This window comes from Pantoea sp. E2023-21 (assembly GCF_051302795.1).
In the GTDB taxonomy this organism is placed as follows: Bacteria; Pseudomonadota; Gammaproteobacteria; order Enterobacterales; family Enterobacteriaceae; genus Pantoea; species Pantoea ludwigii_A.
In genome coordinates this window covers 1622143-1646200 of sequence record NZ_CP195344.1, presented here as the reverse complement: position 1 = coordinate 1646200, position 24058 = coordinate 1622143, and the positions used below count along the sequence as shown (strand labels likewise).

The following is a 24058-nucleotide window of genomic DNA, read 5'->3' as shown; positions in this document are numbered from 1 at the left end:
CTTACCGCTCAACTGCTGGCGAGTATAGAAGCGTGAGCCAGGCGAAATATGACAAATGTGAACGGCGGCTGACATTTTCCATTTATCTGAAGCGGCTTTACTCGCTGCAACCTTTGCCAGCAGGAGCCTCTCAATGGACGGCACACCGATACTCTCGATGCGGGGAATTACCCGACGCTTCGGCAACTTCTATGCGCTGAAGGGCGTTGACCTCACGGTCTGGCCCGGGGAAGTGCATGCGCTGATGGGCGAAAACGGCGCGGGCAAAAGTACACTGATGAAAATTCTGGCCGGTGCCTATACCGCCAGCAGCGGGGAAATTCTTATCGACGGCCAGCCGTATGCGATTAAAGGCCCAAAAGAGGCGTTGGCGGCAGGCATCACATTGATTTATCAGGAGATCAATCTGGCACCGAATCTCACGGTGGCGGAGAACATCTTTCTCGGCAGTGAAATCACCCGCGTGGGCCTGGTGAAACGTCGCCAGATGGCGGAAGAAGCGCAGCAGGTGATTGATCGGTTGGGCGCACAGTTTACTGCCACCGATCTCGTTAGCCGTCTCAGCATTGCCGAGCAGCAGCAGGTGGAAATTGCCCGTGCGCTGCACCGCAACAGCCGCATTCTGGTGATGGATGAGCCCACTGCCGCACTTTCAAACCGTGAAACCGAGCAGCTGTTTGCACTGATTAAACGTCTGCGCAGCGAAGGGATGGCGATTATCTATATCAGCCATCGCATGGCGGAAGTGTATGAACTGTCGGATCGCGTCAGCGTGCTGCGCGACGGGCAATACGTCGGCAGCCTGACGCGTGAACAGCTTAACGCCAGCGAGCTGGTGCGCATGATGGTGGGGCGCCCGCTTAGCGATCTGTTCAACAAAGATCGCACCATTCCGCTCGGCGACATCCGTCTCGCCGTCAATCACCTGTGCGACAAACACAAAGTGCGGCCCAGCAGCCTTTCAGTGCGTGCCGGCGAGATTGTCGGCCTGGCGGGCCTGGTCGGAGCCGGACGCAGCGAGCTGGCGCAGCTGATTTTTGGCGTGCATCAACCGAGCGGCGGTGAAATCTGGATTGACGGGGAAAAAGTACAGATTCACTCCCCGCGTGACGCCATTGCGCGCGGCATCGGGTTTCTCACCGAGAACCGCAAAGAGCAGGGCTTGTTTCTTGAGCTGGCGGCGCAGGACAACATTGTGATGGCGACGCTGGAGCGCGATGCCAGCTATGGCCTGCTCAATCGGCGCAAAGGGCAGAAGATCGCCAGTGAGGCGATTGATGCGCTGAATATCCGCGTGCCGCATGCGCAAGTACGCGCGGGCGGCTTGTCCGGCGGCAATCAGCAGAAGCTGCTGATTTCACGCTGGGTGGCGATTGCGCCACGCATCCTGATTCTTGATGAACCGACGCGCGGCGTCGATGTCGGCGCCAAGAGCGAAATCTACCGCATGATGCAGCAGATGGCGCAGCAGGGCGTGGCGATTTTAATGATCTCCAGCGAGTTACCGGAAGTGGTCGGCATGAGCGACCGCGTGTATGTGATGCGTGAAGGCGCCATCGCCGGTGAGTTGAGTGGGGCAGAGATTAGCCAGGAAAACATTATGACACTGGCCACCGGCGCGCAGCCGGTTCAGGCCTGAGGAGAGCGCAATGACCAGTGAATCCGCACGCGTTAAAAGTCCCACGCTCAAGCGCGCGTTAATGAGCGACCTGCTGCAAACCGTCGGCATCCTGCCGATTCTGATTCTGATCGTGGCGGTGTTTGGCTTTGTTACGCCGAACTTCTTCACTGAAGGCAATCTGCTGAACATAACGCGTCAGGCTTCGATCAATATCGTGCTGGCGGCGGGCATGACGTTTGTCATTCTCACCGGCGGCATCGATTTATCAGTGGGTTCAATGCTCGGCACCACCGCGGTGGTGGCGATGGTGGTATCGCTCGATCCGGCGTTTGCTTCCCTGACGATACCGGCGGCGCTGGGTGCCGGGCTGATTATGGGGCTGTTCAACGGCATTCTGGTGGCATGGGCTGGGCTGCCGCCCTTTATTGTCACGCTCGGAACTTATACCGCGATGCGCGGTGCGGCTTATCTGCTGGCGGACGGCACGACGGTGATCAATTCCGACATCAACTTTGAGTGGATAGGCAACGGCTACCTCGGGCCGGTGCCGTGGCTGATCATTATCGCGTTTGCGGTGATTGCGCTGTGCTGGTTCATTCTGCGTCGTACCACGTTGGGCGTGCATATCTACGCGGTGGGCGGCAACGTGCAGGCGGCGCGCCTGACCGGCATCAAAGTGAGCGTGGTGCTGTTGTTTGTCTACGCCATGAGCGGCTTGCTGTCCGGGCTCGGTGGATTGATGAGCGCCTCGCGCCTGTACAGCGCCAACGGCAACCTCGGCGTTGGCTATGAGTTGGATGCCATTGCCGCTGTGATCCTCGGCGGCACCAGTTTTGTTGGCGGCATCGGCACCATCACCGGCACGCTGATTGGCGCACTGATTATCGCCACGCTAAACAACGGCATGACGCTGATGGGCGTGTCGTATTTCTGGCAGTTAGTGATTAAGGGCGCGGTGATCATTATCGCGGTGTTGATCGATAAGTACCGGACGCGGCATCACGTGGGTTGAGGTTGTGATTGTATCCAGGTCGGCATAAATGCCGACCCTACAAGTAAGTAGGGGCGCCATTTATGGCGACCATAAAACCAAAAAAAGCAGGAGAACATCGACTATGCGTTTTAATCCGATTGTAACCGGGCTGCTGGCGGCGACGCTGTTCAGTGCGGGCGTGGCTCAGGCCAAAGAACTGAAATCTATTGGCGTGACGGTGGGCGATCTTGCTAACCCGTTCTTCGTGCAGATCACTAAAGGGGCGGAGCTCAAGGCGCGCGAATTAGCGGGCGACAAGGTCAATGTCACGCTGGTGTCCAGCGGCTACGATCTCGGTCAGCAGGTGGGGCAGATTGATAACTTCATCGCCGCCAAAGTGGACATGATCATCCTCAACGCCGCCGATTCCAAAGGGATTGCGCCCGCCGTAAAACGTGCGCGTGATGCCGGGATTGTGGTGGTGGCGGTCGACGTGGCGGCAGACGGCGCCAACGCCACCATCACCTCCGATAACACCGCGGCGGGCGCGATGGCATGTAAATACATCTCTGATCGTCTGAAAGCCAAAGGCAACGTGGTGATCATCAACGGGCCGCCGGTTTCTGCGGTGCAAAACCGTGTGGAAGGGTGTATGACCGAGCTGAAAAGCCATCCGGATATCAAGCTGCTCTCCTATAACCAGAACGCTAAAGGCAGCCGCGAAGGTGGCCTCGAAGTGATGACCGGCCTGCTGTCGGCTAATCCGAAGATTGATGCGGTATTTGCGATTAACGATCCAACGGCGATCGGTGCCGATCTGGCGGCGAAACAGGCGCAGCGTAATGAGTTCTTTATTGTTGGCGTGGATGGATCGCCAGACGGCGAAGAGGCGTTAAAACGTAAAGGCTCGCTGTTTGTCGCGACGCCAGCGCAGGATCCGCAGGTGATGGCGGCCAAAGCGGTGGAGATCGGGTACGACATCCTGCAGGGCAAACCCGCGCCGGATAAGCCCGTGCTGATTCCGGTGACGATGATCGACCGCAATAGCGTCAGCGGCTACAAGGGCTGGACGGTGAAGTAAGCCCACACACATGTAGGGTCGCCATTTATGGCGACTTGTATGCACCTGGCCCCTTAACCTGAGGAGCTTTTATGCAACGCTCTGAAGTGAATGCGATCTTACAACGCACCCGCGAATTCTTTATGCGCCAGGATGTGCATTTGCCGCCGTGGGCCGATTATGGCCTCAGCCAATGGCGCGCCTTGGATAAACACGATGCCGCTGAACTGCTGGCGCTGCACCTTGGTTGGGATGTCACCAGCTTCGGCGCTGACGATTTCAATCAAACCGGTCTAACCCTGTTCACACTGCGCAACGGCTCGCGTGGCGGTCAGCCGTGGGCCAAACCTTATGCCGAAAAAATCATGCATGTGCGTGAAGGGCAGGTCACGCCGATGCATTATCACCCGCAAAAAATGGAAGACATTATCAATCGCGGCGGCGGCAATTTGATTGTCACGCTGCATAACCGCGCGGGCAATCAATTGGCCGATACGGCGGTCAACGTCACGCTCGACGGCATCCGTCAAACGCACGCCGCCGGTTCGCAACTGCGTTTATCGCCAGGCGAAAGCGTCACCTTAATGCCCGGAATCTGGCACAGCTTTTGGGGCGAAGAGGGCTACGGCGATGTGCTGGTGGGTGAAGTCTCGATGCCCAACGACGACGAACATGACAACGTGTTTCTCACCCCGCTGGCACGCTTCAATCCGCTTGATGAAGATGAAGAACCGCGCTGGCTGCTGTGTAACGAATATCACCGCTGGCTGGCCTGAAGGAGCCCATCATGGCACTGATTTCACTGGCGCAGGGCCTGGCCCATGCGCAACAGAACGGCTACGCGCTTGGCGCGTTTAATGTCCTCGACACCCATTTCCTGCGCGCGCTTTATCAGGCGGCGGAGCAGCAGCAATCCCCGTTTATTATCAGTATTGCCGAAGTGCATTTTAAGTATGTCAGCCTTGAGCATTTGGTGGCCGCCGTACGCACCGAAGCGGCACTGCACGATATTCCGGTGGTGCTGCATCTCGATCACGGCCTGCATTTTGAGGCGGTAATGCAGGCGATTCGCCTCGGCTTTACTTCCGTGATGTTTGATGGTTCCACGCTGAGCTACGACGAAAACGTCCGCCAGACGCGGGAAGTGGTAAAAATGTGCCACGCGCTCGGCGTCTCGGTTGAAGCCGAACTCGGCGCGGTGGGCGGTGATGAAGGCGGTGCGCTGTTTGGTGAGGCCGATAGCGATAAATTCACCGATCCGGCGCAGGCGGCCGAGTTTGTTCGCGCCACCGGCATTGATTGCCTGGCGGTGGCGATTGGCAATGCACATGGCAAGTACAAAGGCGAACCGAAGCTCGACTTCGACCGACTGGCGGCGATCCGTTCTACGGCCGGCATTCCGCTGGTGCTGCATGGCGGCTCTGGCATTAGTGATGCGGATTTCCGCCGTGCCGTCAGCCTTGGCATTAACAAAATTAACTTCTACACCGGCATGTCGCAGGCGGCGCTCGGCGCGATTGAAGCGCAGATCACCCAGCGTGATGCGCGCTACGACTCCTTTGCCGAGTTGTTGATGGCGGTGGAGCGCGATATCGCCAACGTCGTCGCGCAGCAGATGCAGGTATTTGGCAGCGCCGGGAGGGCCTGAGATGGGAGCGCGTAACGGCATCATCGGTGCCGGCAGCATGCTGGTGGACCACGTGCAGCGCATCAGCCACTGGCCGGAACAGGGCTGGCTGACGGAAATTCAGCACAGCGAGAAATGCAGCGGCGGCGCGGCGCTCAACGTGCTATTTACGCTGGCGCGTATGCAGGTGCATCTGCCGCTGGCGGGGATTGGCATGATTGGTGAGGACAGCGACGGCGACTACATCCTGCAACTGCTCGACGATCACCATATCGATCGCCACTTTGTGCAACGCACCGCGAGTAGCAACACGGCGATGACGCAGGTGATGACCGCGCCGGACGGCCAGCGCACCTTTTTCCATGCGCGCGGTGCCAATGGCAAGCTCGATCTGGCCCATTTTGCTGACGTCTCCACATCCCATCGCATCTTCCATCTGGGTTATTTGCTGCTGCTGGATAGTCTCGATGTGCCCGACGACGAATACGGTACGCGCAGCGCACGGTTGCTGGCGCAAATGCAGCAGCGTGGCTATCTCACTTCACTCGATTTGGTAACACGCGTGGGCGAATATCGACCGCTGGTCGTTCCTGCGCTGCGCTGGCTCGATTATCTGGTGATTAACGAACTGGAGGCGCAATCACTCACTGGCGTCAGTTTGCGTACACCGCAAGGACTGGCTGCGCCCGCCGCGTTTGCCGAGGCGGCGACGTGGTTGCTGCAGCAAGGCGTGCGCCAGCGTGTGGTGATTCATGCGCCGGAAGGTGCGTGGGGCCAGCAAGCGGACGGAGAAGGGCGCTGGCAACCGGCATGGTGCATGGCGCCAGGAGAGATTGTGGGCAGCGTCGGGGCGGGCGATGCGTTTTGCGCCGGTGTGCTCTATGCCAGCCATGAAGGCTGGTCACTAACGGAAACGCTGAAGCTGGCGCACACCAGCGCCTGTTTTAATCTGCATGCAGCAAACGCGCTGGACGGCACGCGGCCTTTAGCCGAGATGCAGCGCTGGATGGATCAGGCGATTTGCGTTTCGCGCGCTGAAGAGGCAGGGCGCATCACATCGGCGGAAAAGACGTAGCCGAGGCCGCGAATGGTGCGGATCAGGCTCGGTTGATGCGGATTAACTTCGATCTTACGTCGTAGCCGCATAATCAGCACATCAATGGTGCGATCAAATACTTCCAGGCTCTCACTGTGCGTGAGCTCAAGCAGCTGATCGCGGGTTAATACTTTACGCGCATGTGCCACCAGTGCACGCAGCAGTGTGTATTCACCTTGCGTCAGCGGTACACTTTCACGCTGCGGGTTGAACAGCTGGCAGCGCGCATCGTCCAGTCGCCAGCCGTTAAATTGCCAACCCTCATTCTGCAACGTTTCAGGCTGTACCAGTCGACCGCAGCGCCGTAATGCGGCCCGCGCCCGCGCAACCACCACGCGCGGGTTAAAAGGCTTGGCGATGTAGTCATCTGCACCCATTTCGAGCCCCACCACCATATCCGCTTCCGAACCCATGCCGGTCAACATGATCACCAGCAGGTCGGGACGCTGTCGCTGTATCTGTTGCAGTACCAGCAGGCCGTTGGTGTCTGGCAGCATCATATCCAGCATCACCAGCGAAATGTCTGGATGTAACGCTATCAGCGCCAGCGCATCTTTGCCCTGGTGGCAGCTATAAACGGTGAACACATGCTCGTTCAACACATCGTGCAGCAGTTCGCATACTGCACGGTCATCATCAACCACCAGAATCGCGGGCTTCATGGACGCGCCTCTTTTGTTACGAAAGGGTTAAAAGCAGTGTAACCCGATGTTTTTTACCTGCTGATTCAGCCCGCAGAAACGTGAGCGCCATCGCCTGTCAGAGTGCGAAAGCGTGCAGTGCAGCAATATTTTGATGTGAGAATCGCCGATGGGAAAACGATTGCGCGGCGCTGGTGCAATGCACCATAATCGCGCCTCGTTCTGGTTCAGAATTATCCTAACCGCTACGGCAATTAGAAACGTAATCGATTGCGTAGGGGAGTGGCATAGCTATTGCTATATGGACAGGGGAAAGCGGAAGGTTTTACCACCTTTTGTCCCGTTTGCTTCGCTTTCAAAACAACAATAAGCATGTAAACCACATTGGCAAGGAGCGCGCGCATTCGTGCCGACTCCGCTCATGAGAGATGATGATGTTAGAAAAACTCTTCAAACTTAAAGCGCACAACACCACGGTGCGTACCGAAATCATTGCGGGTATTACCACCTTCCTGGCAATGGCCTACATCCTGTTTGTGAACCCGAGCATTCTCGGTGCAACCGGCATGGATAAAGGTGCGGTCTTCGTGGCGACCTGTCTGGCGGCGGCGATTGGCTGCGTGTTAATGGGCTTGATCGCTAACTATCCGATCGCGCTCGCACCGGGCATGGGCCTCAACGCCTTCTTTACGTATACCGTGGTTTTGCATATGGGATACACGTGGCAAGTCGCGCTGGGTGCGGTGTTCTTGTCGGCAGTGATCTTCTTTGCCATGTCGCTTTTCAAAATTCGTGAGTGGATTATTAACAGCATTCCGCTGCCGCTGCGTGCCGGTATTGGTGCCGGCATCGGCCTCTTCCTGGCGATTATCGCTCTGGAAGGCGCGGGTATCGTGGTGGATAACCCGGCCACACTGGTTGGCCTGGGCGATCTGACTAAACCGGGCCCGCTGCTGGCGCTGCTGGGCTTCTTCATCATTGTGGTGCTGGAAGCGCGTCGCGTTACTGGCGCGGTGCTGATTGGCATTCTGGTGGTGACGTTCATTTCTATGGGCATCGGCCTGACACCGTTTGGCGGCGTGTTCTCCGCTCCGCCTTCCATCGCACCGACCTTTATGCAGCTGGATATCGCAGGGGCCTTTAACGTCGGTCTGGTCAGCGTGATCTTCGCCTTCCTGTTCGTGGACGTGTTCGACAACACCGGCACCTTGCTGGGTGTGACCAAGCGCGCCGGTCTGGCGGATGAGCAGGGCAACGTGCCGAAAATGGGCCGTGCGCTGATCGCCGATAGCGCCGCTGCGCTGTTTGGTTCGCTGCTCGGTACCTCAACCACCACCAGCTATGTGGAGTCTGCTGCAGGCGTCAGTGCCGGTGGCCGCACCGGTTTGACGGCGATTGTGGTAGCGATTCTGTTCCTGCTCAGCCTGTTCTTCTCGCCGTTGGCGGGCAGCGTGCCGGTTTATGCTACGGCACCTGCGTTATTGTTTGTTGCGGTGCTAATGGCATCAGGTCTGGCGGATATCGACTGGAAAGACATCACCACGGCGGCACCGGTTACCGTCACTGCGTTGACCATGCCACTGACCTACTCCATTGCCAACGGCATTGCGTTCGGTTTCATCACCTGGACGGTGGTGAAACTGCTAAGCGGCCGTACCAAAGAGGTCAACCCGGCGCTAATCATTCTGTCGATTCTGTTTGTCATCAAGCTGGGCTGGCTGAGCGCCTAATCCGGGCTTAACGGAAGCCCGCTCGGGCTTCCGTGTCTGCTATTGCATCCCTTCGCTTATTTTCTGCGTGACTCCTCGCAATCCTTTTTGATGCTCACTTCTTTTCCGTCTCGTGCCGGCCTACGCTCTGCATGTTGTTTACACCTGCCTGCAAAAAATGGGCTGTGAATGGCGGGATCGTGGAATGTTAACGCTGCATAAATCTGTTTCACTGACTGGGTGGTGGACGGATTGAAAGAAAGCGATGGAAGAGGATTCGGTGATGGATTACCCCATTAGCAATACAACTCGTGTGTTCCCACCGCTAATTTTTGACGTTGGTAACAAAGGAGATCATCAAATGGAACAAGTAATCAAACGGGTTGAACAGCTGGAAAAAACCACCCAGCAGATTCAGATGGATGTTGCGGTGCTAACGGCGCGTTCAGAACATTTTGCCACCAAAGCGGATATCGAAAAGGTGCGAGCCGAGCAGGGGGCAATGCGTGTCGAGATTATGGGCGAGCTCGGGGCGCTTGAACAACGTATCGATAAAAAGTTTGAGCGGATGGAAGAGAAATTCGACCAGAAATTCGAGAGAATTGATAATAAGTTCGACAAATTAGATGCGCGATTCGAAAGGATTGATGAGAAGTTCGAAAGGATTGATGAGAAGTTCGAAAGAGTTGATCAAAGATTTAATCAGCTGGAAGAAAAAATATCGGCCTTTAATAACAGCCTAACCTGGAAAATCATGTTACCGACAGGCCTTCTGGTGTTGGCGTGGTTTGTTCAGAATATTGTTTTGAAGATGTCATGACGCGCTTTGCTGCACGGTTCCGGCCCTCAGGGGCCGGAACGCATCATGATTACCTAAACGGCGGCTCGTTGAAGGTTCTGAGCTTCCTCGAGTGCAGCTTATCGCCTTCGGCACGCAGCAGTTCAACCGCGCAGATGCCGATTTGTAAGTGCTCGGAAATCGCGCCCTCATAGAAGCGGTTTGCCTGGCCCGGTAGCTTGATCTCGCCGTGCAGAGGTTTATCGGATACGCACAGCAAGGTTCCATACGGCACGCGGAAGCGATAGCCCTGTGCAGCGATGGTGGCGCTTTCCATATCGACCGCCACAGCGCGGCTGAGGTTGAAGCGCAGTGCAGAAGCGGAGTAGCGCAGTTCCCAGTTGCGATCATCGGTGGTGACGACCGTGCCGGTACGCAGGCGCTGTTTCACTTCTTCACCCGGCATGCCGCTGACCGCTTTGGTGGCGTCATACAGTGCGCGCTGCACTTCGGCGATGCTTGGGATCGGGATGTCCGGCGGCAGTACGCTGTCGAGTACGTGATCGTCACGCAGGTAGGCATGCGCGAGTACATAGTCGCCGATGGTCTGACTTTCGCGCAGGCCGCCACAGTGGCCAATCATTAGCCAGGCGTGCGGACGAATCACCGCCAGATGGTCGCAGATAGTTTTGGCATTAGAGGGACCTACACCGATGTTCACCAGCGTGATACCGCGACGATTGGGTGACGTCAGATGCCAGGCGGGCATTTGATGCTTTTTCCATGCAAGGTCAGACATCATCGCCGTCGGATCTTGCGTATCGGCGGTGATCACCACCTCACCAGCGCAGGCCAGGCTGTCATACGGTGTGTTGGGGTCCTGCACCTGCTCAATGGCCCAACGCACAAACTCATCAACGTAGCGCGTGTAGTTGGTAAACAGCACAAACGGCTGGAAGTGCTCAACGCCGGTACCGGTGTAGTGACGCAGGCGCGCCAGCGAGAAATCGGTGCGCAGCGCATCGAAATGCGACAGCGGGAAAATCGCATTGGCATGGAACAGACCATCGGCGGTTTCATCACCGATTTGCGACAGTTCGGTGGTGGGGAAATGGCGTGCAATACTGGCGCTCATTGAGCGGTCAAGTGACAAACCGTCAATCACATAAGGATAAGGAATTTCCTGCTGTGACGGGCTCACTTCTATCAACACGTCGTACTCTTTCTCCAGCATCTGTAACTGCTCGCTGAGATAGTGGCGCAGCAGCGCCGGACGCGTAATGGTGGTGCTGTAGCTGCCGGTATGGGTGAAACGTCCCCATGCGCGAGTGCGATTAGTCTGCGGGCCTTCACCCAGCCAGGTGATGCGCAGCTGCGGATAAACAAACAACCCTTGCTGGCGCGCGGCTTCATCCGGCAATTGTCCGCTGGCGGTGAAATCGCGAATAGCGTTGCGCAGCGCGTCAACAGCGGCCTCATACAGGCGTTCTAATTCATCCAGCGCTTGCTGGCTGCTCAATCCGTTCCGTTGTGTATTCATGGGTTCTCCTTCTGGAAACGTGGACCGTTTTTACCAGAGCATAGCGGATAAAGCCTGCGCTACGATGAAGAATCTGTGATCGACCGCATTCTGCACCATCACGGTGCTGGTGCATGGCGTAACCGCAGCTATGTTTATGATCAGCAGGGATGTTACATCGCGTGTCTCCAGTCCTGGCGCGATGCCAATGCAAAAAATCGTCGGCGTTAAGTTTTGTTGGCGAGCTTATTGCTTGTTTTCAACCGTGGCCTTAATCAACCTACGACTTTCCTGAAAGAAGATCGCCACAAATGGCGTAATGCCGCTCACTTAAGCAAAAATTGCTGGGTTATGCAGGTGCGCATGAATGCGCACCCTACGAAACCGAGCACTATAAACGTAGGGTCGCCATTTAAGGTGACCGATTCTTGCATAACTGACGAGCATTACGCGATAAATGGCGATCCCACGGGTTTGTGGGCCACATGCTGTTTTGCCAGGTTTCAGAAATTGATTTCTCCCAGGCCGTGGTATGGCTCCGTTCCTGACCCGTTGAGGATTGAAAGCATGTCTTTGAAATTCATAAAACACCCAATGAAGGTGGCGATTGCAGGTTGTTTAAGCGTGGCCTTTTACGCTCAGGCAGATATTAAAATTGGTGTGGCCGGTCCGTTCTCTGGGCCTAATGCGACGTACGGCGCGCAATACTGGAAAGGCGCAAGCCAGGCTGCGGAGGATATCAATGCGGCGGGCGGCATCAATGGCGAGAAAATCGTGCTGGTGCAGGGCGATGACGCTTGTGAACCGAAACAGGCGGTATCAGTGGCTAACCGACTGGTCGATCAGGACAAGGTCATGGCGGTCGTCGGCCACTTCTGCTCCTCATCTACCATGCCCGCCTCGGAAGTCTACGATGAGGCCGGTGTTCTGGCGATCACGCCTGGATCAACCAACCCGAAAATTACTGAACGCGGCATGAAAACCATGTTCCGCATGTGTGGTCGTGATGACCAGCAGGGTGCCATCGCCGCTGACTACATCATCGACAAGCTCAAAGCGAAGAAAGTGGTCATCATTCATGACAAAGACACTTACGGCCAAGGGCTAGCGGATGCCACCAAAGCCTCACTTGAGAAGCGTGGCGTGAAAGAAGTGCTGTATGAAGGGCTGTCGCGCGGCGAGAAAGATTTCAATGCGCTGGTAACAAAAATCGGTGCGCTGAAACCTGACGTGGTCTATTTCGGTGGCTGTCATCCGGAAGCCGGTCCGCTGGTGCGTCAGATGCGTGAGCAAGGCGTTAATGCCGCCTTCTTCTCCGGCGACTGCATCGTAACTGAAGAGATGGTGACCGCAGCAGGTGGCCCGCAATACACCAAAGGTGTCTACATGACCTTCGGCAACGATCCGCGCACCCTCGCCGATGGCAAAGCCGTAATCGAAAAATTCCGCGCCAGTGGTTTTGAGCCAGAAGGTTACACCTTGTACGCTTATGCCTCCGTGCAAACGCTGGCGGCCGCTTACAAAGCGGCAGGTAAAGACAACACCAAGGCCAGCGACTGGCTGAAAGCCAATAGCGTCGATACCGTAATGGGCAAAAAAGCCTGGGACAGTAAAGGCGATCTCAAAGTGTCGGATTACGTCGTGTATCAATGGGACGACAAAGGCAAGTATCACCAGCTGTAATGTGCCACGCGGCCCCGCGCATTGCGGGGTCATTCGCGATTGAGCGCGAGGTGTGCGCTCCCATTGAGTACGAGACGACATTATGGACGCCTTCTTCTTACAGCAGCTGATCAACGGTTTAACGCTCGGTGCCGTGTATGGCTTGATCGCCATCGGCTACACCATGGTTTACGGCATCATCGGCATGATCAACTTCGCCCACGGCGAGGTGTATATGATCTCCGCCTATCTGTGCGCCATCGGCTTAGCGATTTTGAGCTACTTTGGCATTCACTCTTTCCCGCTGATGATTTTTGGCACCTTAATCTTCACCATCATTGTCACCTCGGCTTACGGCTGGGCGATTGAGCGTATCGCCTATCGTCCGCTGCGCAACTCGACGCGCCTCGCGCCGTTGATTTCGGCGATCGGCATGTCACTGATTTTGCAAAACTACGTGCAGCTCAGTCAGGGGCCGAATCAGCAGGGCATTCCGACGCTGCTGACCGGCGTGTGGCGCATGGAATTTGATGGCGGTGTGGTGCAAATCACCTGGACCAAAATATTCATCCTGATCGCGGCGTTTTGCGGCATGGCGCTGCTGACCTGGATTATCCAATACACCAAGCTGGGGCGTATTTGCCGTGCGGTACAACAGGACCGGCGCATGGCGTCGATTCTCGGTATCAATACCGATCGGGTTATCTCTCTGGTGTTTGTGATTGGCGCGGCGATGGCGGGATTGGCCGGTGTGCTGGTGACGATGAATTACGGCACCTTTGATTTTTACGCCGGCTTCATCATTGGTATCAAAGCCTTCACCGCGGCGGTACTCGGCGGCATCGGTTCGCTCCCGGGCGCAATGCTCGGGGGATTATTGCTGGGCGTAGCGGAAGCGCAGTTCGCGGGCATGGTGAATTCTGACTACAAAGATGTGTTCTCGTTTTCGCTGCTGGTGGTGATTTTGATCTTCCGCCCGCAAGGACTGCTGGGACGGCCGCTGGTCGCCAAAGTGTGAGGAAGCCACAATGAATGCAATGACGCAAAATCCGCTGCGCCAGGCGCTGCTCGATACGCTGTTAGCAGGTTTGGTGGCGCTGGTGGTATTTGGCCCGATTGTGGGCGTAGTGCTTGACGGTTACAGCTTTAAACTCTCGCCACAGCGCGTGGCGCTGCTGGTGGCGGTGGTGATGGCGGGACGTTTGCTGGTCAGTGTGTTTCTGCATACGGCGTATGGGCAGCGCGTGATGCGTAAGTTCGCTGGTAAAGATGATGGGGTTTACGTGCGCGATCCCGGCTATCGCTCACGGTTGCGCTGGATATTGCCGCTGCTGCTGATTGTGGCGCTGGCGTTTCCGTTTCTCTCCAGCAAATACCTGCTAACGGTGGCGATTCTCGGCCTGATCTATGTACTGCTGGGGTTGGGTTTGAATATTGTGGTCGGCCTCGCCGGATTGCTCGATCTCGGCTATGTCGCCTTTTATGCCATCGGCGCGTATGGCCTGGCGCTCGGCTATCAATACCTTGGGTTGGGCTTCTGGAGCATGCTGCAGCTGGCGGCGCTGCTGGCGGCCTTTGCCGGTGCGTTGCTAGGGTTCCCGGTGCTGCGCATGCACGGGGATTATCTGGCAATTGTCACGCTCGGCTTCGGTGAAATTATTCGCCTGGTGCTGACGAATTGGGTCGCGTTTACCGGCGGTCCGAACGGCGTTTCCGTGCCATCACCGACCTTCTTTGGTCTCGAGTTTGCTCGCCGCGCACGCGATGGCGGCGTGCCGTATCACGAGTTTCTGCATGTCACTTACAACCCGAATATGAAGTTTATCTTCATCTATGTGGTGCTGGTTCTGGTGGTGCTGCTGGTGCTGTGGATCAAACATCGCCTGACACGCATGCCGATTGGCCGCGCCTGGGAAGCGCTGCGCGAAGATGAGATTGCCTGCCGCGCGATGGGGCTTAATCATGTGTTAGTTAAGCTCTCGGCGTTTATGTTGGGCGCCTCAACCGCAGGTATTGCTGGGGTGTTTTTCGCCAGCTATCAGGGTTTCGTTAATCCCACCTCGTTCACCTTTTTTGAGTCGGCGCTGATTCTTGCCATCGTGGTGCTCGGCGGCATGGGATCGACGCTGGGCGTGGTGCTAGCGGCATTCGTGCTGACGGTGGCACCGGAACTGCTGCGCAGCTTTGCCGAATACCGCGTGTTGCTATTCGGCATGTTAATGGTGCTGATGATGATTTGGCGGCCACGCGGGCTGGTACGCACGGCGCGCGTCGGCGTTCCAGTGCGAAAAGGAGTGCGCCATGAGTGATGCCATTCTGCAAGTGAACAACCTGATGATGCGCTTTGGCGGCATCAAGGCGCTGAATGATGTCAGCCTGAGGGTGGAGCGCGGTTCGGTGACCTCATTAATCGGTCCCAACGGCGCGGGTAAAACGACGGTGTTTAACTGCCTGACCGGCTTTTATCGCGCTACCGGCGGACGTATTGTGCTCAACGCCAATCAGCGCAGCACCGATGTGATTCAGGTGCTGGGGCAGAACCTCCATGCAAGTGATTGGGTTAATCCCACCCGTCTCGGTTCGCGGCTCTGGTACAAGATGTTTGGCGGTGCGCATCTGGTGAACCGTGCCGGATTGGCGCGTACCTTCCAAAATATCCGGCTGTTTCGTGAGATGTCAGTGATTGAGAATCTGCTGGTGGCGCAGCATATGCAGGTCAATCGTCAGCTGCTGGCAGGCGTACTGAACACGCGCGGCTACCGTGAGGCAGAAAATCGCGCGCTGGATCGGGCTTTCTACTGGCTGGAAAACGTTGATTTGGTCTCGAGCGCTAACCGTCTGGCGGGCACGCTCTCTTACGGTCAGCAGCGGCGGCTGGAGATTGCGCGCGCGATGTGTACGCGGCCCGAATTGATTTGCCTGGATGAACCGGCGGCTGGATTAAATCCGGTGGAAACCGAGGCGTTGAGCGAGATTTTGCATCGCTTGCGTGCCGATCATCGCATTAGCGTGTTGCTGATCGAACACGACATGCCGATGGTGATGCGCATTTCCGATCACATTGTGGTGCTCGATCATGGCGATGTGATTGCCCAGGGGACGCCGCAGCAGATTCGTCACGATCCCAAAGTGATTGCCGCCTATCTCGGCGCAGAAGAGGAGAGCGATTATGGCTGAACCGATGCTGGCATTTGAGCAGGTCGATGTGTTTTACGGTCCCTTGCAGGCGCTGAAACAGGTGTCACTGACGGTGAATCAGGGTGAAACCGTGGCGCTAATTGGCGCTAATGGCGCGGGTAAATCCACGTTGCTGATGTCGATTTTTGGTCAGCCGCGTATTGCTAGCGGCGAGATTCGCTTACGCGGCGAAGCGATCAGCCAGCGATCAACCCACTTCATTGCCGCCAGCGGCATTGCGCAGGCGCCAGAAGGGCGGCGCATCTTTGCCGATATGACCGTGGAAGAGAACCTGCTGATGGGCACCATCGCCATCGGCGAACGTTTTGTTAAAGAGGACAAAGAGCGTATGTATCAGCTGTTCCCGCGCTTGCTCGAGCGGCGCAAGCAGCGCGCCATGACGCTCTCAGGCGGCGAGCAGCAGATGCTGGCCATTGCGCGCGCGCTGATGAGTCGCCCGAAACTGTTGCTGCTCGATGAACCCAGCCTGGGTCTGGCCCCGATTGTGGTGAAGCAGATCTTTGGCATTCTGCGGGAATTAACGCAGCAAGGCATGACGCTGTTTCTGGTGGAGCAGAATGCCCGGCATGCGCTGCAGCTGGCGGATCGCGGCTATGTGATGGTGAACGGTGAGATTCGGCTGAGCGGCAGCGGTGCAGAATTGCTTAATAACGATGAAGTACGCAGCGCGTATTTGGGCGGTGCAGCCGATCCTGCGGTGGTGGCGACAAAAAGTTTGTAATAATGATTAAATGGTGAGGGGAAACACTTTGCATAATTCTCAGTGGCCTATCATCATTATTACTCTTCTTCCTCTCCAAAGTGATTTGGTATTCCCTTGCAAAATCCTGGCGTAGCAGTGATGCGGGCGGTCAGAAACACGGCGTGGTATCCCAAACGTCGCTCTTACCGTACGTTGTTCTGGCGTGAAATCACCCCATTAGCCGTGCCCATTTTTATCGAAAACCTCTGTGTGATGCTGATGGGCGTCCTCAGCACTTTTTTGGTGAGCTGGCTCGGTAAAGAAGCGATGGCGGGCGTCGGCCTGGCCGACAGCTTCAACATGGTGATCATCTCCTTCTTCGCAGCGATCGATCTCGGCACCACGGTGGTGGTGGCCTTCAGCTTAGCCAAGCGCAACGGTAAACGTGCGCGTGCTGCTACGCGACAGTCGCTGGGACTGATGACCGCGCTGGCGTTTGTGCTGGTGATCGCCATCGAGTTTTGGGGACATCTGATCATTGATGTCATTGCCGGCAGCGCCGATCCCAAGGTGAAAGAGCTGGCGCTGAGCTATTTGCAAACCTCGGCGTGGAGCTATCCCGCGGCGGCGATTGCGCTGATTGGCAGCGGCGCGCTGCGTGGCGCGGGCAATACCAAGATCCCAATGCTGATTAACGGCGGCATGAATATTCTTAACATCGTCATCAGTAGCGTGCTGATTTACGGCTGCCTCGGTTGGGAAGGGCTGGGCTTTATGGGGGCCGGATTGGGCTTAACCATCTCGCGCTATATCGGCGCGGCAGCGGCGATTTACGTGCTGTATCGCGGCATTACCCCGGCATTGAAAATCTCTATCGCCAGCTATTTCCGCCGCTGGGATCGCAACATCCTGATGGAAGTGCTGGGTATTGGCGTGCCTGCCAGTATTGAATCGGTGCTGTTTAATGGGGGTAAATTGCTGACGCAGATTTTTGTTGCCGGTATGGGCACCAATGAAATCGCCGGTAACTTTATTGCGTTCTCGATTGCTTCACTGATTAATCTGCCGGGTAACGCGCTGGGTTCGGCCTCGACCATCATTACCGGCCGCAGGCTGGGGCTTAATCAGGTGATGCAGGCCGAACGGCAAATCAAACATGTGTTCTGGCTGGCGATGATCGGATTGTGTTCGCTGGCGTTAATTACCGTGCCGCTGGCCGGCACCTTAGCGCAGTTTTATAGCCGCGATCCGGAAGTGATTTCAGTCACAAAGCATTTGATTTGGCTCAACGCCGCGTTTATGCCGATCTGGACCGCGTCCTGGGTACTGCCAGCCAGCCTGAAAGGGGCGCGTGATGCGCGATACACCATGTATGTGTCGATGTTCAGCATGTGGGGCGCGCGCGTGGTCGCCGGTTATTTCCTTGGCATCGTGCTGGGAATGGGCGTTGTTGGCGTGTGGCTGGGGATGTTCCTCGACTGGACAGTGCGCGGCGTGTTCTTCTGGTGGCGGCTGGTCAGCGGCAAATGGCTGAATAATTATCGTAAGATGATGGCGAAGAGCAGGGGATAGGGCGTTGGTTGGGTCGCCATAAATGGTGACCCAACATATATGCATTATTCGGCAAAGTAGCGTAGAACTAATCGTTTTGGTTATATGCCCGGATGCGGTTTACTGTCAGCGTCAATCATTTGTGGAGAAGCTGACAATGAAGAATCTCTTTCAGCAGTGGTTTAACCAACTGATCAATGGCGAGACGAAAGCCGCAGAAGAGCGTGAATTCGATCTCGGTAATCATATCGACCTGCTGATTCCTATCAGCCAGCTTTACGGCGTTGAATTCCATCCATCGGTGTATCGCTACTATGAGAGATAAGCGCCTTCACCATGTGATCCGCTACAGCTACTGGAATGAACTGTGCACTGTTGAATAAAAAACCCGCTCCTCGGCCGAGCGGGTTTTTTTATGGCTTAAATATGATCCTTCATTCAAAAAATATCACCAGGATTTTCGCACTCTATCAATTGTATTGATTCCGTCATTTTATCGTAAAGAAATGTATTCCCAAGGCGTGGTGTGCGTGTAAGATAGAAAAGTAAATGATAACCATTGGCGTTATCATTTAGGTGTCACGCCAGCTCACCGCTTTGCCGCCGGACTGCTTCTGCGCAAAGCTATCCTCTGATGTGATGTGCGCGTCAATCATTACAAGAAACCACTCCCTTAAAAAATGGATAAAAATCGCAACCTGCCGTTTGGCAGCTTCAGTTCGCTGACCCTGTTTACCGGGCTTTGCATGGGTATTTCTCCTGCTGTCGCATTAGCAGCAGATAATTTCAACAAAAAATCTGACGATACTTTAGTCGTTGAAGCGCATACGCCATCGCTGTATGCCCCCAACGCTTCTGCCGATCCGAAATTCAATCGTCCGCTGGTGGATACCACCCGCACCATGACGGTGATTCCAGATCAGGTGATCAAGGATCAAGGCGTGACTAACCTCACCGATGCGCTGAAAAACGTACCGGGCGTGGGCGCATTCTATGCAGGGGAAAACGGCAGTTCATCAACCGGTGACGCGGTGTATATGCGCGGCATCGACACCTCGAATAGCATTTATGTTGATGGCATTCGCGATATTGGCAGCGTGACGCGCGATACCTTCAACACACAGCAGGTTGAAGTGATTAAAGGGCCATCAGGCACCGATTACGGACGCAGCGCGCCATCGGGCTCGATCAATATGATCAGTAAGCAGCCGCGCCTTGATACGGGCCTTGATGCGTCCGTCAGCGTTGGCAGCGCGTGGATGCGCCGCGGCACGCTGGATTATAACCAGGCGATCAACGATAACGCCGCATTCCGCCTCAATCTGATGGGTGAGAAAACCCATGATGCGGCGCGTGATAACGTGCAGAACGAACGTTATGGCGTGGCGCCATCGCTGGCGTTGGGTTTGGATACGTCAACCCGCTTGTACCTGAACTATCTGCATGTGCATCAGAACAATACGCCCGATGGCGGCATTCCTACCATCGGTCTGCCGGGCTATTCGGCACCCAATGCGGCAACAGCGGCCCTGAATCATTCCGGCAAAGTCGCGACCGGTAATTACTACGGCACCGATTCCGACTTTGATAAATCGACCACCGACAGCGCGACCATGCGCTTCGAGCACGATATCAACGACAGCACCACCATCCGCAACACTACGCGTTGGTCGCGCGTGAAGCAGGAATATCTGCTGACGGCGGTAATGGGCGGCGCCACCAATATCACTGCGCCTAACCCGAGCGATGTGGCTAGCTGGAGCTGGTCGCGTCTGGCGAACACCAAAGACACCAGTAACCGAATTCTCACCAACCAGACGAACATCACCTCGAAATTTTACACCGGTTCGGTTGGGCATGATGTCAGCGCGGGCGTGGAGTTTACGCGGGAAAAGCAAACCAATTACGGTATCAATGCGCTTACGCCGCCCTCGGTGAATATTTACCATCCGATCAGCAGCATTTCGGTGGGTGGACTGGACAGGAACGGCGCCAATGCAAATGGTCAAACCGATACCGCAGGGATTTATGCGTTTGATACACTCGCTATCACTAAAAGCGTTGAGCTGAACGGTGGTATTCGTCTCGATAACTATCATACCGAGTATGACAGTGCGACCGCCTGTGGCGGCACCGGACGCGGTGCGCTGACGTGTCCAGCTGGCGTGCCACGTAATACGCCGGTGACCACCGTGGATACCGCAAAATCGGGTAATCTGGTGAACTGGAAAGCCGGTGCGCTGTATCGTCTGACCGAGCAGGGCAACGTTTACGTGAACTATGCAATTTCTCAGCAACCGCCAGGCGGCAGCAGCTTTGCGCTGGCCGCGGGCGGCACCGGCAACAGCGCCAACCGCACCGATTTCAAGCCGCAGAAAGCCAAGTCCAGTGAAGTAGGCACCAAATGGCAGGTGCTGGATAAGCGCCTGTTGCTTAACGCGGCGTTGTTCCGTACCGACATTGAAAATGAAGTGACCGCCAACGACGACGGCACTTATTCGCAAGCCGGTAAGAAACGCGTGGAAGGCTATGAGCTCTCTGCCACTGGCAACATCACGCCAGATTGGGAAGTGATTGCTGGCTATACGCTGCAACACGCATCAGTGACTGAAGGGGATAGCGTATCGCAGGATGGCTCTTCTGCGCTGGCTTACACGCCGAAGCACGCCTTTACGCTATGGACCAACTATCAGGCAACGGATGCCATTTCTGTCGGTGCCGGTGCGCGTTATGTGGGGAGTCTGCGTCGCGGCAGCGATGGTGCGATCGGTACGCCGGATCATACCGAAGGTTACTGGGTAGCCGATGCCAAATTGGGCTACAAGGTGAACAACAACCTCGATTTGCAGCTCAACGTGTACAACCTGTTTGATACCCATTATGTGGCCTCAATCAACAAGAGCGGTTATCGCTACCATCCGGGCGAGCCACGGACTTTCCTGCTGACGGCAAACGTCCACTTCTAAGTTAACGCCGTGGGGCGTACGCGCCCCACAATTTTGAGAGAACAACGCGATGATGTATCACATTCCTGCTGTACTGACGCCGGATGAAGTAGCGAGTTTTAGCACGCTACTGCAACAGGCCGAATGGATCGACGGAAGGGCGACGGTCGGCAGCCAGGGCGCGACGGTGAAAAACAATCAGCAGATCGATACCCGCACGCCACTATACGATCAGTTGCAAACGGCGGTGATGCAGGCGCTGAACAACAACCCGCTGTTCTTTTCCGCTGCGTTGCCACGATCGATTTCCACGCCGCTGTTTAACCGTTACGAACAAGGCGAAACCTACGGTTTCCATGTCGATGGCGCGGTACGTCATAATGGCGCGGCAGGCTGGATGCGTACCGATCTCTCTGCCACGCTATTTCTCAGCGAACCGGAGAGCTACGAAGGCGGCGAGTTGGTGATTGAAGATACTTACGGGCAGCACAAGGTGAAGCTGCCGGCGGGCCATCTGGTGTTATATCCGTCGAGCAGCCTGCACTGCGTTACGCCGGTTACCCAGGGCGCGCGTGTCGCGTCATTCCTGTGGATTCAATCGATGGTGCGCGACGATAAACAGCGCGCCATGCTGTTCGAGCTGGATCGTAATATTCAAAGCCTGAAAGCACGACATGGCGACAGTCCAGAACTTTTGTCGCTGCTGAACATGTATCACAACTTGCTGCGCGGCTGGACGGAAGTGTAAAAGCAAAAAGCCCGCTTAGTTTCCTAAGCGGGCTTCTCTAAATTTGGCTCCTCTGACTGGACTCGAACCAGTGACATACGGATTAACAGTCCGCCGTTCTACCGACTGAACTACAGAGGAATCGTGTGAACGAGGCGAATATTAATGGCACCCCTTACAGGTGTCAACAGCTTAAAACATATTTGTATTCAACTGGCTAGCATTAGTACAAAGCGATCGCGATTTAAGCAGGTTCTGCTGTCAGCATCACTAATCGTGCCAGCGGATCCTGCCGATAGAACTGCTGCAGATGGCGATACATTTCCGGGAAACGGTTAGCCAATAAGTCGGGTGCGCTAAAGAAATACTCGGACAGCACAGCGAAACACTCCGCTGCATCGCTAGCAGCGTAAGGATCGATGGTCGCCGCTTGTTCACCCACTAACTCAACTTCAGCTTCAATTTCTGCCATTGCCTGCAGTAAATCTTTCTCCCAATTGGCGACATCACCCAGCGCCATGACGGGGATTCCGCTGGTATAGCCGCTACCGCGCGCATCGAGTTTATGCGCCACTTCGTGAATAACCAGGTTAAAGCCGGAGAGATCGAAAGAGTCCTGAATATCCAGCGCATTCAAAACCACCGGACCTTGCGTCCAGCTTTGTCCGGCATGAACCGCCGGCGCGTGATGCACCAAGCCGTTATCATCTTCCCAGCGATCGTCAACGTTAAAAGGTTCGGGATAAACCAGCACTTCATGGAAGCCGTCGAGCCATTCGAGACCAAGCTTCAACACCGGCAAACAAAATAGTAGCGCCAGACGCGCCAGCAGCAGTTCATCAAGCTGCAGGCCTTGCAGCGGCGAGATTTTTTTCTGTTGCAGGAAGCGTTGAGCCAGCGCAACGAGGGCGGTTTTTTCTTCAGGATCGAGCAGTGTAAAGATCGGCTGCGCCAGCGCCTGTTGCCAGGGAAGCGCCAGTACTGAAGTCTCTATTTGCGCATGCCACGGCCATTTGAACATTGCGTCACTCACTCTTCAGAGGAAAACCGTATCCTGGCGCGGCAAAAGGTAAATTGCCAGCGCGTAATCAAAGCCGGATATTCAACCAGTTAGTAGAGGATTTGTCTGTGATTGGCGTGGCAAACCGGGAAAGTCATGGCGTAATGCCGATCAGTTAAGCCCCATATTAATTACCGCACATTCCGTAGCGGCGCGATTTATCGCGCAATAAATTGCGCCGCTACAAGGTGTGCGCCAGGTTGTTGGGGTTTTCATCTCTTGACTGACAAGCATTAGGAAAGTCATGGCAAGGAAATAAAAAAGGCCGTCATGCATGACGACCTTACATTTATGCGCGTTGCAGCCTTTATCGTTAACGTTCAACACGCTGAAACGCGATAACCCATACCCACGGGTTCACTTCCCAGCTGGTGGCGCCGTACTGTTTCTGCCACGCTTTGCGATACGCTTCTTTCGGTGATTCAGAATTCATATTCATGGTGAAGAAGTTATTAAGGAAGTGCGAATCGGTCTGCACACCTTCCGCCATAATGTCATCTTCACTGATGTCCTGAATTTTTTCGGCACGCACCGAGGTGATTTGTAGATCGATGCGGCTGGCCCAGCGCGGCATATGAATTGCGGTTTGCCAGCCAAATTGCTCGGCATTCTGCACATTCTCATCCAGCTGTCCCAGCTCATTGCTGTCAGCGCGATATTGGCAATAAGCCGCATTACGGAACGGCAGGGGATCGCGTTCGTAATCCGCCAGCAATGCTTCCGGCACGATCGGGCCACGCCAGGTTTCACGTACCCACAAACCATCGCCCGCCTGACCAAATGGGCAGTGCGAGCTAACATCGGTCATCGACATTAATTTATAACCGTGCAGATGGTTGGCGCTGACGTCAAACGCGTGTACACCTTCATGATGATCCTGACCCGGACCAAAAGCTTGGGTTTTCATAATGCGCCGGGTCTGCGTTTGCTGGCCAACCAGCAGGGCGCGTACCCGCTGTTCGGAAAAAAGAATCGGCCGTTCTTTCATTGCATACCTCTTATTTTTGTCACAAACCCGGAAACTGCAAAGAATCGCCAACATCCTCAGATGTGAGAGCTAGCATAATGGGTTTGAATCAGTTTGCTTAATAATTTGTCGCCTTAGTATCAGGCAATTCTGGCAATTTTAGATTTAAAAAATGGTTCATAAGCAAAGTGTGTGCTGAAAAGGACTTCACAAGCATCGGAAGCCAGAAATTTTCCAGATAC

General features: G+C 55.5%; 21 protein-coding genes and 1 tRNA gene. 17 read left to right on the top strand and 5 right to left on the bottom strand.

Translation table 11 applies throughout. From position 1 onward, the window contains the following. The first annotated feature begins 133 nt into the window (after positions 1–133). From ACRQ84_RS07865 to ACRQ84_RS07840, 6 genes are all read left to right on the top strand, one after another. On the top strand, positions 134–1639 hold the full coding sequence (locus tag ACRQ84_RS07865) for a sugar ABC transporter ATP-binding protein (protein ID WP_064739145.1): 1506 nt from the start codon (positions 134–136) through the stop codon (positions 1637–1639). 10 nt (positions 1640–1649) lie between these two features. Beyond that, on the top strand, positions 1650–2633 hold the full coding sequence (locus ACRQ84_RS07860) for an ABC transporter permease subunit (protein WP_064739144.1): 984 nt from the start codon (positions 1650–1652) through the stop codon (positions 2631–2633). 103 nt (positions 2634–2736) lie between these two features. Continuing rightward, positions 2737–3675: an ABC transporter substrate-binding protein gene (locus ACRQ84_RS07855; RefSeq protein WP_483817667.1), complete on the top strand. Its 939-nt coding sequence runs from the start codon at positions 2737–2739 to the stop codon at positions 3673–3675. Between the two features lie 71 nt (positions 3676–3746). Beyond that, complete coding sequence (locus ACRQ84_RS07850; protein ID WP_483817666.1) at positions 3747–4430, top strand: D-lyxose/D-mannose isomerase; 684 nt, start codon at positions 3747–3749, stop codon at positions 4428–4430. An 11-nt stretch (positions 4431–4441) separates the two neighbouring features. Next, on the top strand, positions 4442–5302 hold the full coding sequence (locus tag ACRQ84_RS07845) for a ketose 1,6-bisphosphate aldolase (protein WP_064739142.1): 861 nt from the start codon (positions 4442–4444) through the stop codon (positions 5300–5302). A gap of 1 nt (position 5303) precedes the next feature. Continuing rightward, the gene (locus ACRQ84_RS07840; RefSeq protein WP_483817665.1) at positions 5304–6356 is read left to right on the top strand and encodes a carbohydrate kinase family protein; all 1053 of its coding nucleotides are present in this window, start codon (positions 5304–5306) and stop codon (positions 6354–6356) included. On the opposite strand, the gene ACRQ84_RS07835 is transcribed toward ACRQ84_RS07840, so the two are convergent. Continuing rightward, complete coding sequence (locus ACRQ84_RS07835) at positions 6293–7039, bottom strand: response regulator (protein ID WP_064739140.1); 747 nt, start codon at positions 7037–7039, stop codon at positions 6293–6295. The two genes, ACRQ84_RS07840 and ACRQ84_RS07835, sit on opposite strands and share 64 nt — an antisense overlap. A 410-nt stretch (positions 7040–7449) precedes the next feature. Here ACRQ84_RS07835 and ACRQ84_RS07830 point away from each other — a divergent pair, with 410 nt between their 5' ends. Both ACRQ84_RS07830 and ACRQ84_RS07825 read left to right on the top strand, forming a co-directional pair. Further along, a complete protein-coding gene (locus ACRQ84_RS07830) occupies positions 7450–8748 on the top strand; it encodes an NCS2 family permease (RefSeq protein WP_008105472.1) in 1299 nt (432 codons plus the stop codon). A gap of 262 nt (positions 8749–9010) precedes the next feature. Then, positions 9011–9547: a hypothetical protein gene (locus ACRQ84_RS07825; protein WP_483817664.1), complete on the top strand. Its 537-nt coding sequence runs from the start codon at positions 9011–9013 to the stop codon at positions 9545–9547. A gap of 49 nt (positions 9548–9596) precedes the next feature. Here the strand turns inward: ACRQ84_RS07825 and ACRQ84_RS07820 are convergent, their stop codons facing one another. Beyond that, entirely contained in the window at positions 9597–11045 is a 1449-nt protein-coding gene (locus ACRQ84_RS07820) for an AMP nucleosidase (protein WP_064739139.1), read from the bottom strand. Between the two features lie 546 nt (positions 11046–11591). Between ACRQ84_RS07820 and ACRQ84_RS07815 the strand changes: the two genes are divergently transcribed. The 9 genes from ACRQ84_RS07815 to ybiX all read left to right on the top strand — a co-directional run bounded on the left by ACRQ84_RS07815 (position 11592) and on the right by ybiX (position 21810). After that, positions 11592–12707 carry a branched-chain amino acid ABC transporter substrate-binding protein gene (locus ACRQ84_RS07815; protein ID WP_483817663.1) on the top strand — a complete coding sequence of 372 codons (1116 nt, stop codon included), beginning with the start codon at positions 11592–11594 and terminating at the stop codon, positions 12705–12707. Positions 12708–12789: 82 nt separating this feature from the next. After that, entirely contained in the window at positions 12790–13704 is a 915-nt protein-coding gene (locus ACRQ84_RS07810; protein WP_483817662.1) for an ABC transporter permease subunit, read from the top strand. Positions 13705–13714: 10 nt separating this feature from the next. After that, positions 13715–14995 carry a high-affinity branched-chain amino acid ABC transporter permease LivM gene (gene livM / locus ACRQ84_RS07805; RefSeq protein WP_483817661.1) on the top strand — a complete coding sequence of 427 codons (1281 nt, stop codon included), beginning with the start codon at positions 13715–13717 and terminating at the stop codon, positions 14993–14995. Then, entirely contained in the window at positions 14988–15863 is an 876-nt protein-coding gene (locus ACRQ84_RS07800) for an ABC transporter ATP-binding protein (RefSeq protein ID WP_483817660.1), read from the top strand. Before livM ends, ACRQ84_RS07800 begins: the two co-directional genes overlap by 8 nt. Next, complete coding sequence (locus tag ACRQ84_RS07795; protein ID WP_064739134.1) at positions 15856–16605, top strand: ABC transporter ATP-binding protein; 750 nt, start codon at positions 15856–15858, stop codon at positions 16603–16605. Before ACRQ84_RS07800 ends, ACRQ84_RS07795 begins: the two co-directional genes overlap by 8 nt. Before the next feature lie 120 nt (positions 16606–16725). Continuing rightward, positions 16726–18138: an EmmdR/YeeO family multidrug/toxin efflux MATE transporter gene (locus ACRQ84_RS07790; protein ID WP_064739133.1), complete on the top strand. Its 1413-nt coding sequence runs from the start codon at positions 16726–16728 to the stop codon at positions 18136–18138. A 136-nt stretch (positions 18139–18274) separates the two neighbouring features. After that, entirely contained in the window at positions 18275–18442 is a 168-nt protein-coding gene (locus tag ACRQ84_RS07785; protein WP_196762334.1) for a hypothetical protein, read from the top strand. 355 nt (positions 18443–18797) lie between these two features. After that, the gene (locus ACRQ84_RS07780; protein WP_483817659.1) at positions 18798–21083 is read left to right on the top strand and encodes a catecholate siderophore receptor Fiu; all 2286 of its coding nucleotides are present in this window, start codon (positions 18798–18800) and stop codon (positions 21081–21083) included. A gap of 49 nt (positions 21084–21132) precedes the next feature. Then, positions 21133–21810: a PKHD-type hydroxylase YbiX gene (ybiX, locus tag ACRQ84_RS07775; protein ID WP_064739131.1), complete on the top strand. Its 678-nt coding sequence runs from the start codon at positions 21133–21135 to the stop codon at positions 21808–21810. Positions 21811–21854: 44 nt separating this feature from the next. Here ybiX and ACRQ84_RS07770 read toward each other — a convergent pair. The 3 genes from ACRQ84_RS07770 to ACRQ84_RS07760 all read right to left on the bottom strand — a co-directional run bounded on the left by ACRQ84_RS07770 (position 21855) and on the right by ACRQ84_RS07760 (position 23837). Next, positions 21855–21930, bottom strand: a tRNA-Asn gene (locus tag ACRQ84_RS07770). A 103-nt stretch (positions 21931–22033) separates the two neighbouring features. Beyond that, positions 22034–22810, bottom strand: coding sequence for a DgsA anti-repressor MtfA (mtfA, locus tag ACRQ84_RS07765; RefSeq protein WP_483817658.1), 777 nt, complete (start codon positions 22808–22810; stop codon positions 22034–22036). Between the two features lie 352 nt (positions 22811–23162). Then, a complete protein-coding gene (locus tag ACRQ84_RS07760; RefSeq protein ID WP_483817657.1) occupies positions 23163–23837 on the bottom strand; it encodes an ASCH domain-containing protein in 675 nt (224 codons plus the stop codon). Between the last annotated feature and the right edge of the window lie 221 nt (positions 23838–24058).

What these genes read in the sequence shown, in the direction of transcription:
- livM (WP_483817661.1), top strand. Translation starts at nt 13,715, where the DNA reads ATGAATGCAATGACGCAAAATCCGCTGCGCCAGGCGCTGCTCGATACG.
- ACRQ84_RS07865 (WP_064739145.1), top strand. Translation starts at nt 134, where the DNA reads ATGGACGGCACACCGATACTCTCGATGCGGGGAATTACCCGACGCTTC.
- ACRQ84_RS07835 (WP_064739140.1), bottom strand. Translation starts at nt 7,039, where the DNA reads ATGAAGCCCGCGATTCTGGTGGTTGATGATGACCGTGCAGTATGCGAA.
- ACRQ84_RS07780 (WP_483817659.1), top strand. Translation starts at nt 18,798, where the DNA reads ATGGATAAAAATCGCAACCTGCCGTTTGGCAGCTTCAGTTCGCTGACC.
- ACRQ84_RS07860 (WP_064739144.1), top strand. Translation starts at nt 1,650, where the DNA reads ATGACCAGTGAATCCGCACGCGTTAAAAGTCCCACGCTCAAGCGCGCG.
- ACRQ84_RS07825 (WP_483817664.1), top strand. Translation starts at nt 9,011, where the DNA reads ATGGATTACCCCATTAGCAATACAACTCGTGTGTTCCCACCGCTAATT.
- ACRQ84_RS07840 (WP_483817665.1), top strand. Translation starts at nt 5,304, where the DNA reads ATGGGAGCGCGTAACGGCATCATCGGTGCCGGCAGCATGCTGGTGGAC.
- ACRQ84_RS07760 (WP_483817657.1), bottom strand. Translation starts at nt 23,837, where the DNA reads ATGAAAGAACGGCCGATTCTTTTTTCCGAACAGCGGGTACGCGCCCTG.
- ACRQ84_RS07785 (WP_196762334.1), top strand. Translation starts at nt 18,275, where the DNA reads ATGAAGAATCTCTTTCAGCAGTGGTTTAACCAACTGATCAATGGCGAG.
- ACRQ84_RS07815 (WP_483817663.1), top strand. Translation starts at nt 11,592, where the DNA reads ATGTCTTTGAAATTCATAAAACACCCAATGAAGGTGGCGATTGCAGGT.
- ACRQ84_RS07830 (WP_008105472.1), top strand. Translation starts at nt 7,450, where the DNA reads ATGATGTTAGAAAAACTCTTCAAACTTAAAGCGCACAACACCACGGTG.
- ACRQ84_RS07855 (WP_483817667.1), top strand. Translation starts at nt 2,737, where the DNA reads ATGCGTTTTAATCCGATTGTAACCGGGCTGCTGGCGGCGACGCTGTTC.
- ACRQ84_RS07810 (WP_483817662.1), top strand. Translation starts at nt 12,790, where the DNA reads ATGGACGCCTTCTTCTTACAGCAGCTGATCAACGGTTTAACGCTCGGT.
- ACRQ84_RS07845 (WP_064739142.1), top strand. Translation starts at nt 4,442, where the DNA reads ATGGCACTGATTTCACTGGCGCAGGGCCTGGCCCATGCGCAACAGAAC.
- ACRQ84_RS07790 (WP_064739133.1), top strand. Translation starts at nt 16,726, where the DNA reads ATGCGGGCGGTCAGAAACACGGCGTGGTATCCCAAACGTCGCTCTTAC.
- ACRQ84_RS07820 (WP_064739139.1), bottom strand. Translation starts at nt 11,045, where the DNA reads ATGAATACACAACGGAACGGATTGAGCAGCCAGCAAGCGCTGGATGAA.
- ACRQ84_RS07800 (WP_483817660.1), top strand. Translation starts at nt 14,988, where the DNA reads ATGAGTGATGCCATTCTGCAAGTGAACAACCTGATGATGCGCTTTGGC.
- ACRQ84_RS07795 (WP_064739134.1), top strand. Translation starts at nt 15,856, where the DNA reads ATGGCTGAACCGATGCTGGCATTTGAGCAGGTCGATGTGTTTTACGGT.
- mtfA (WP_483817658.1), bottom strand. Translation starts at nt 22,810, where the DNA reads ATGTTCAAATGGCCGTGGCATGCGCAAATAGAGACTTCAGTACTGGCG.
- ACRQ84_RS07850 (WP_483817666.1), top strand. Translation starts at nt 3,747, where the DNA reads ATGCAACGCTCTGAAGTGAATGCGATCTTACAACGCACCCGCGAATTC.
- ybiX (WP_064739131.1), top strand. Translation starts at nt 21,133, where the DNA reads ATGATGTATCACATTCCTGCTGTACTGACGCCGGATGAAGTAGCGAGT.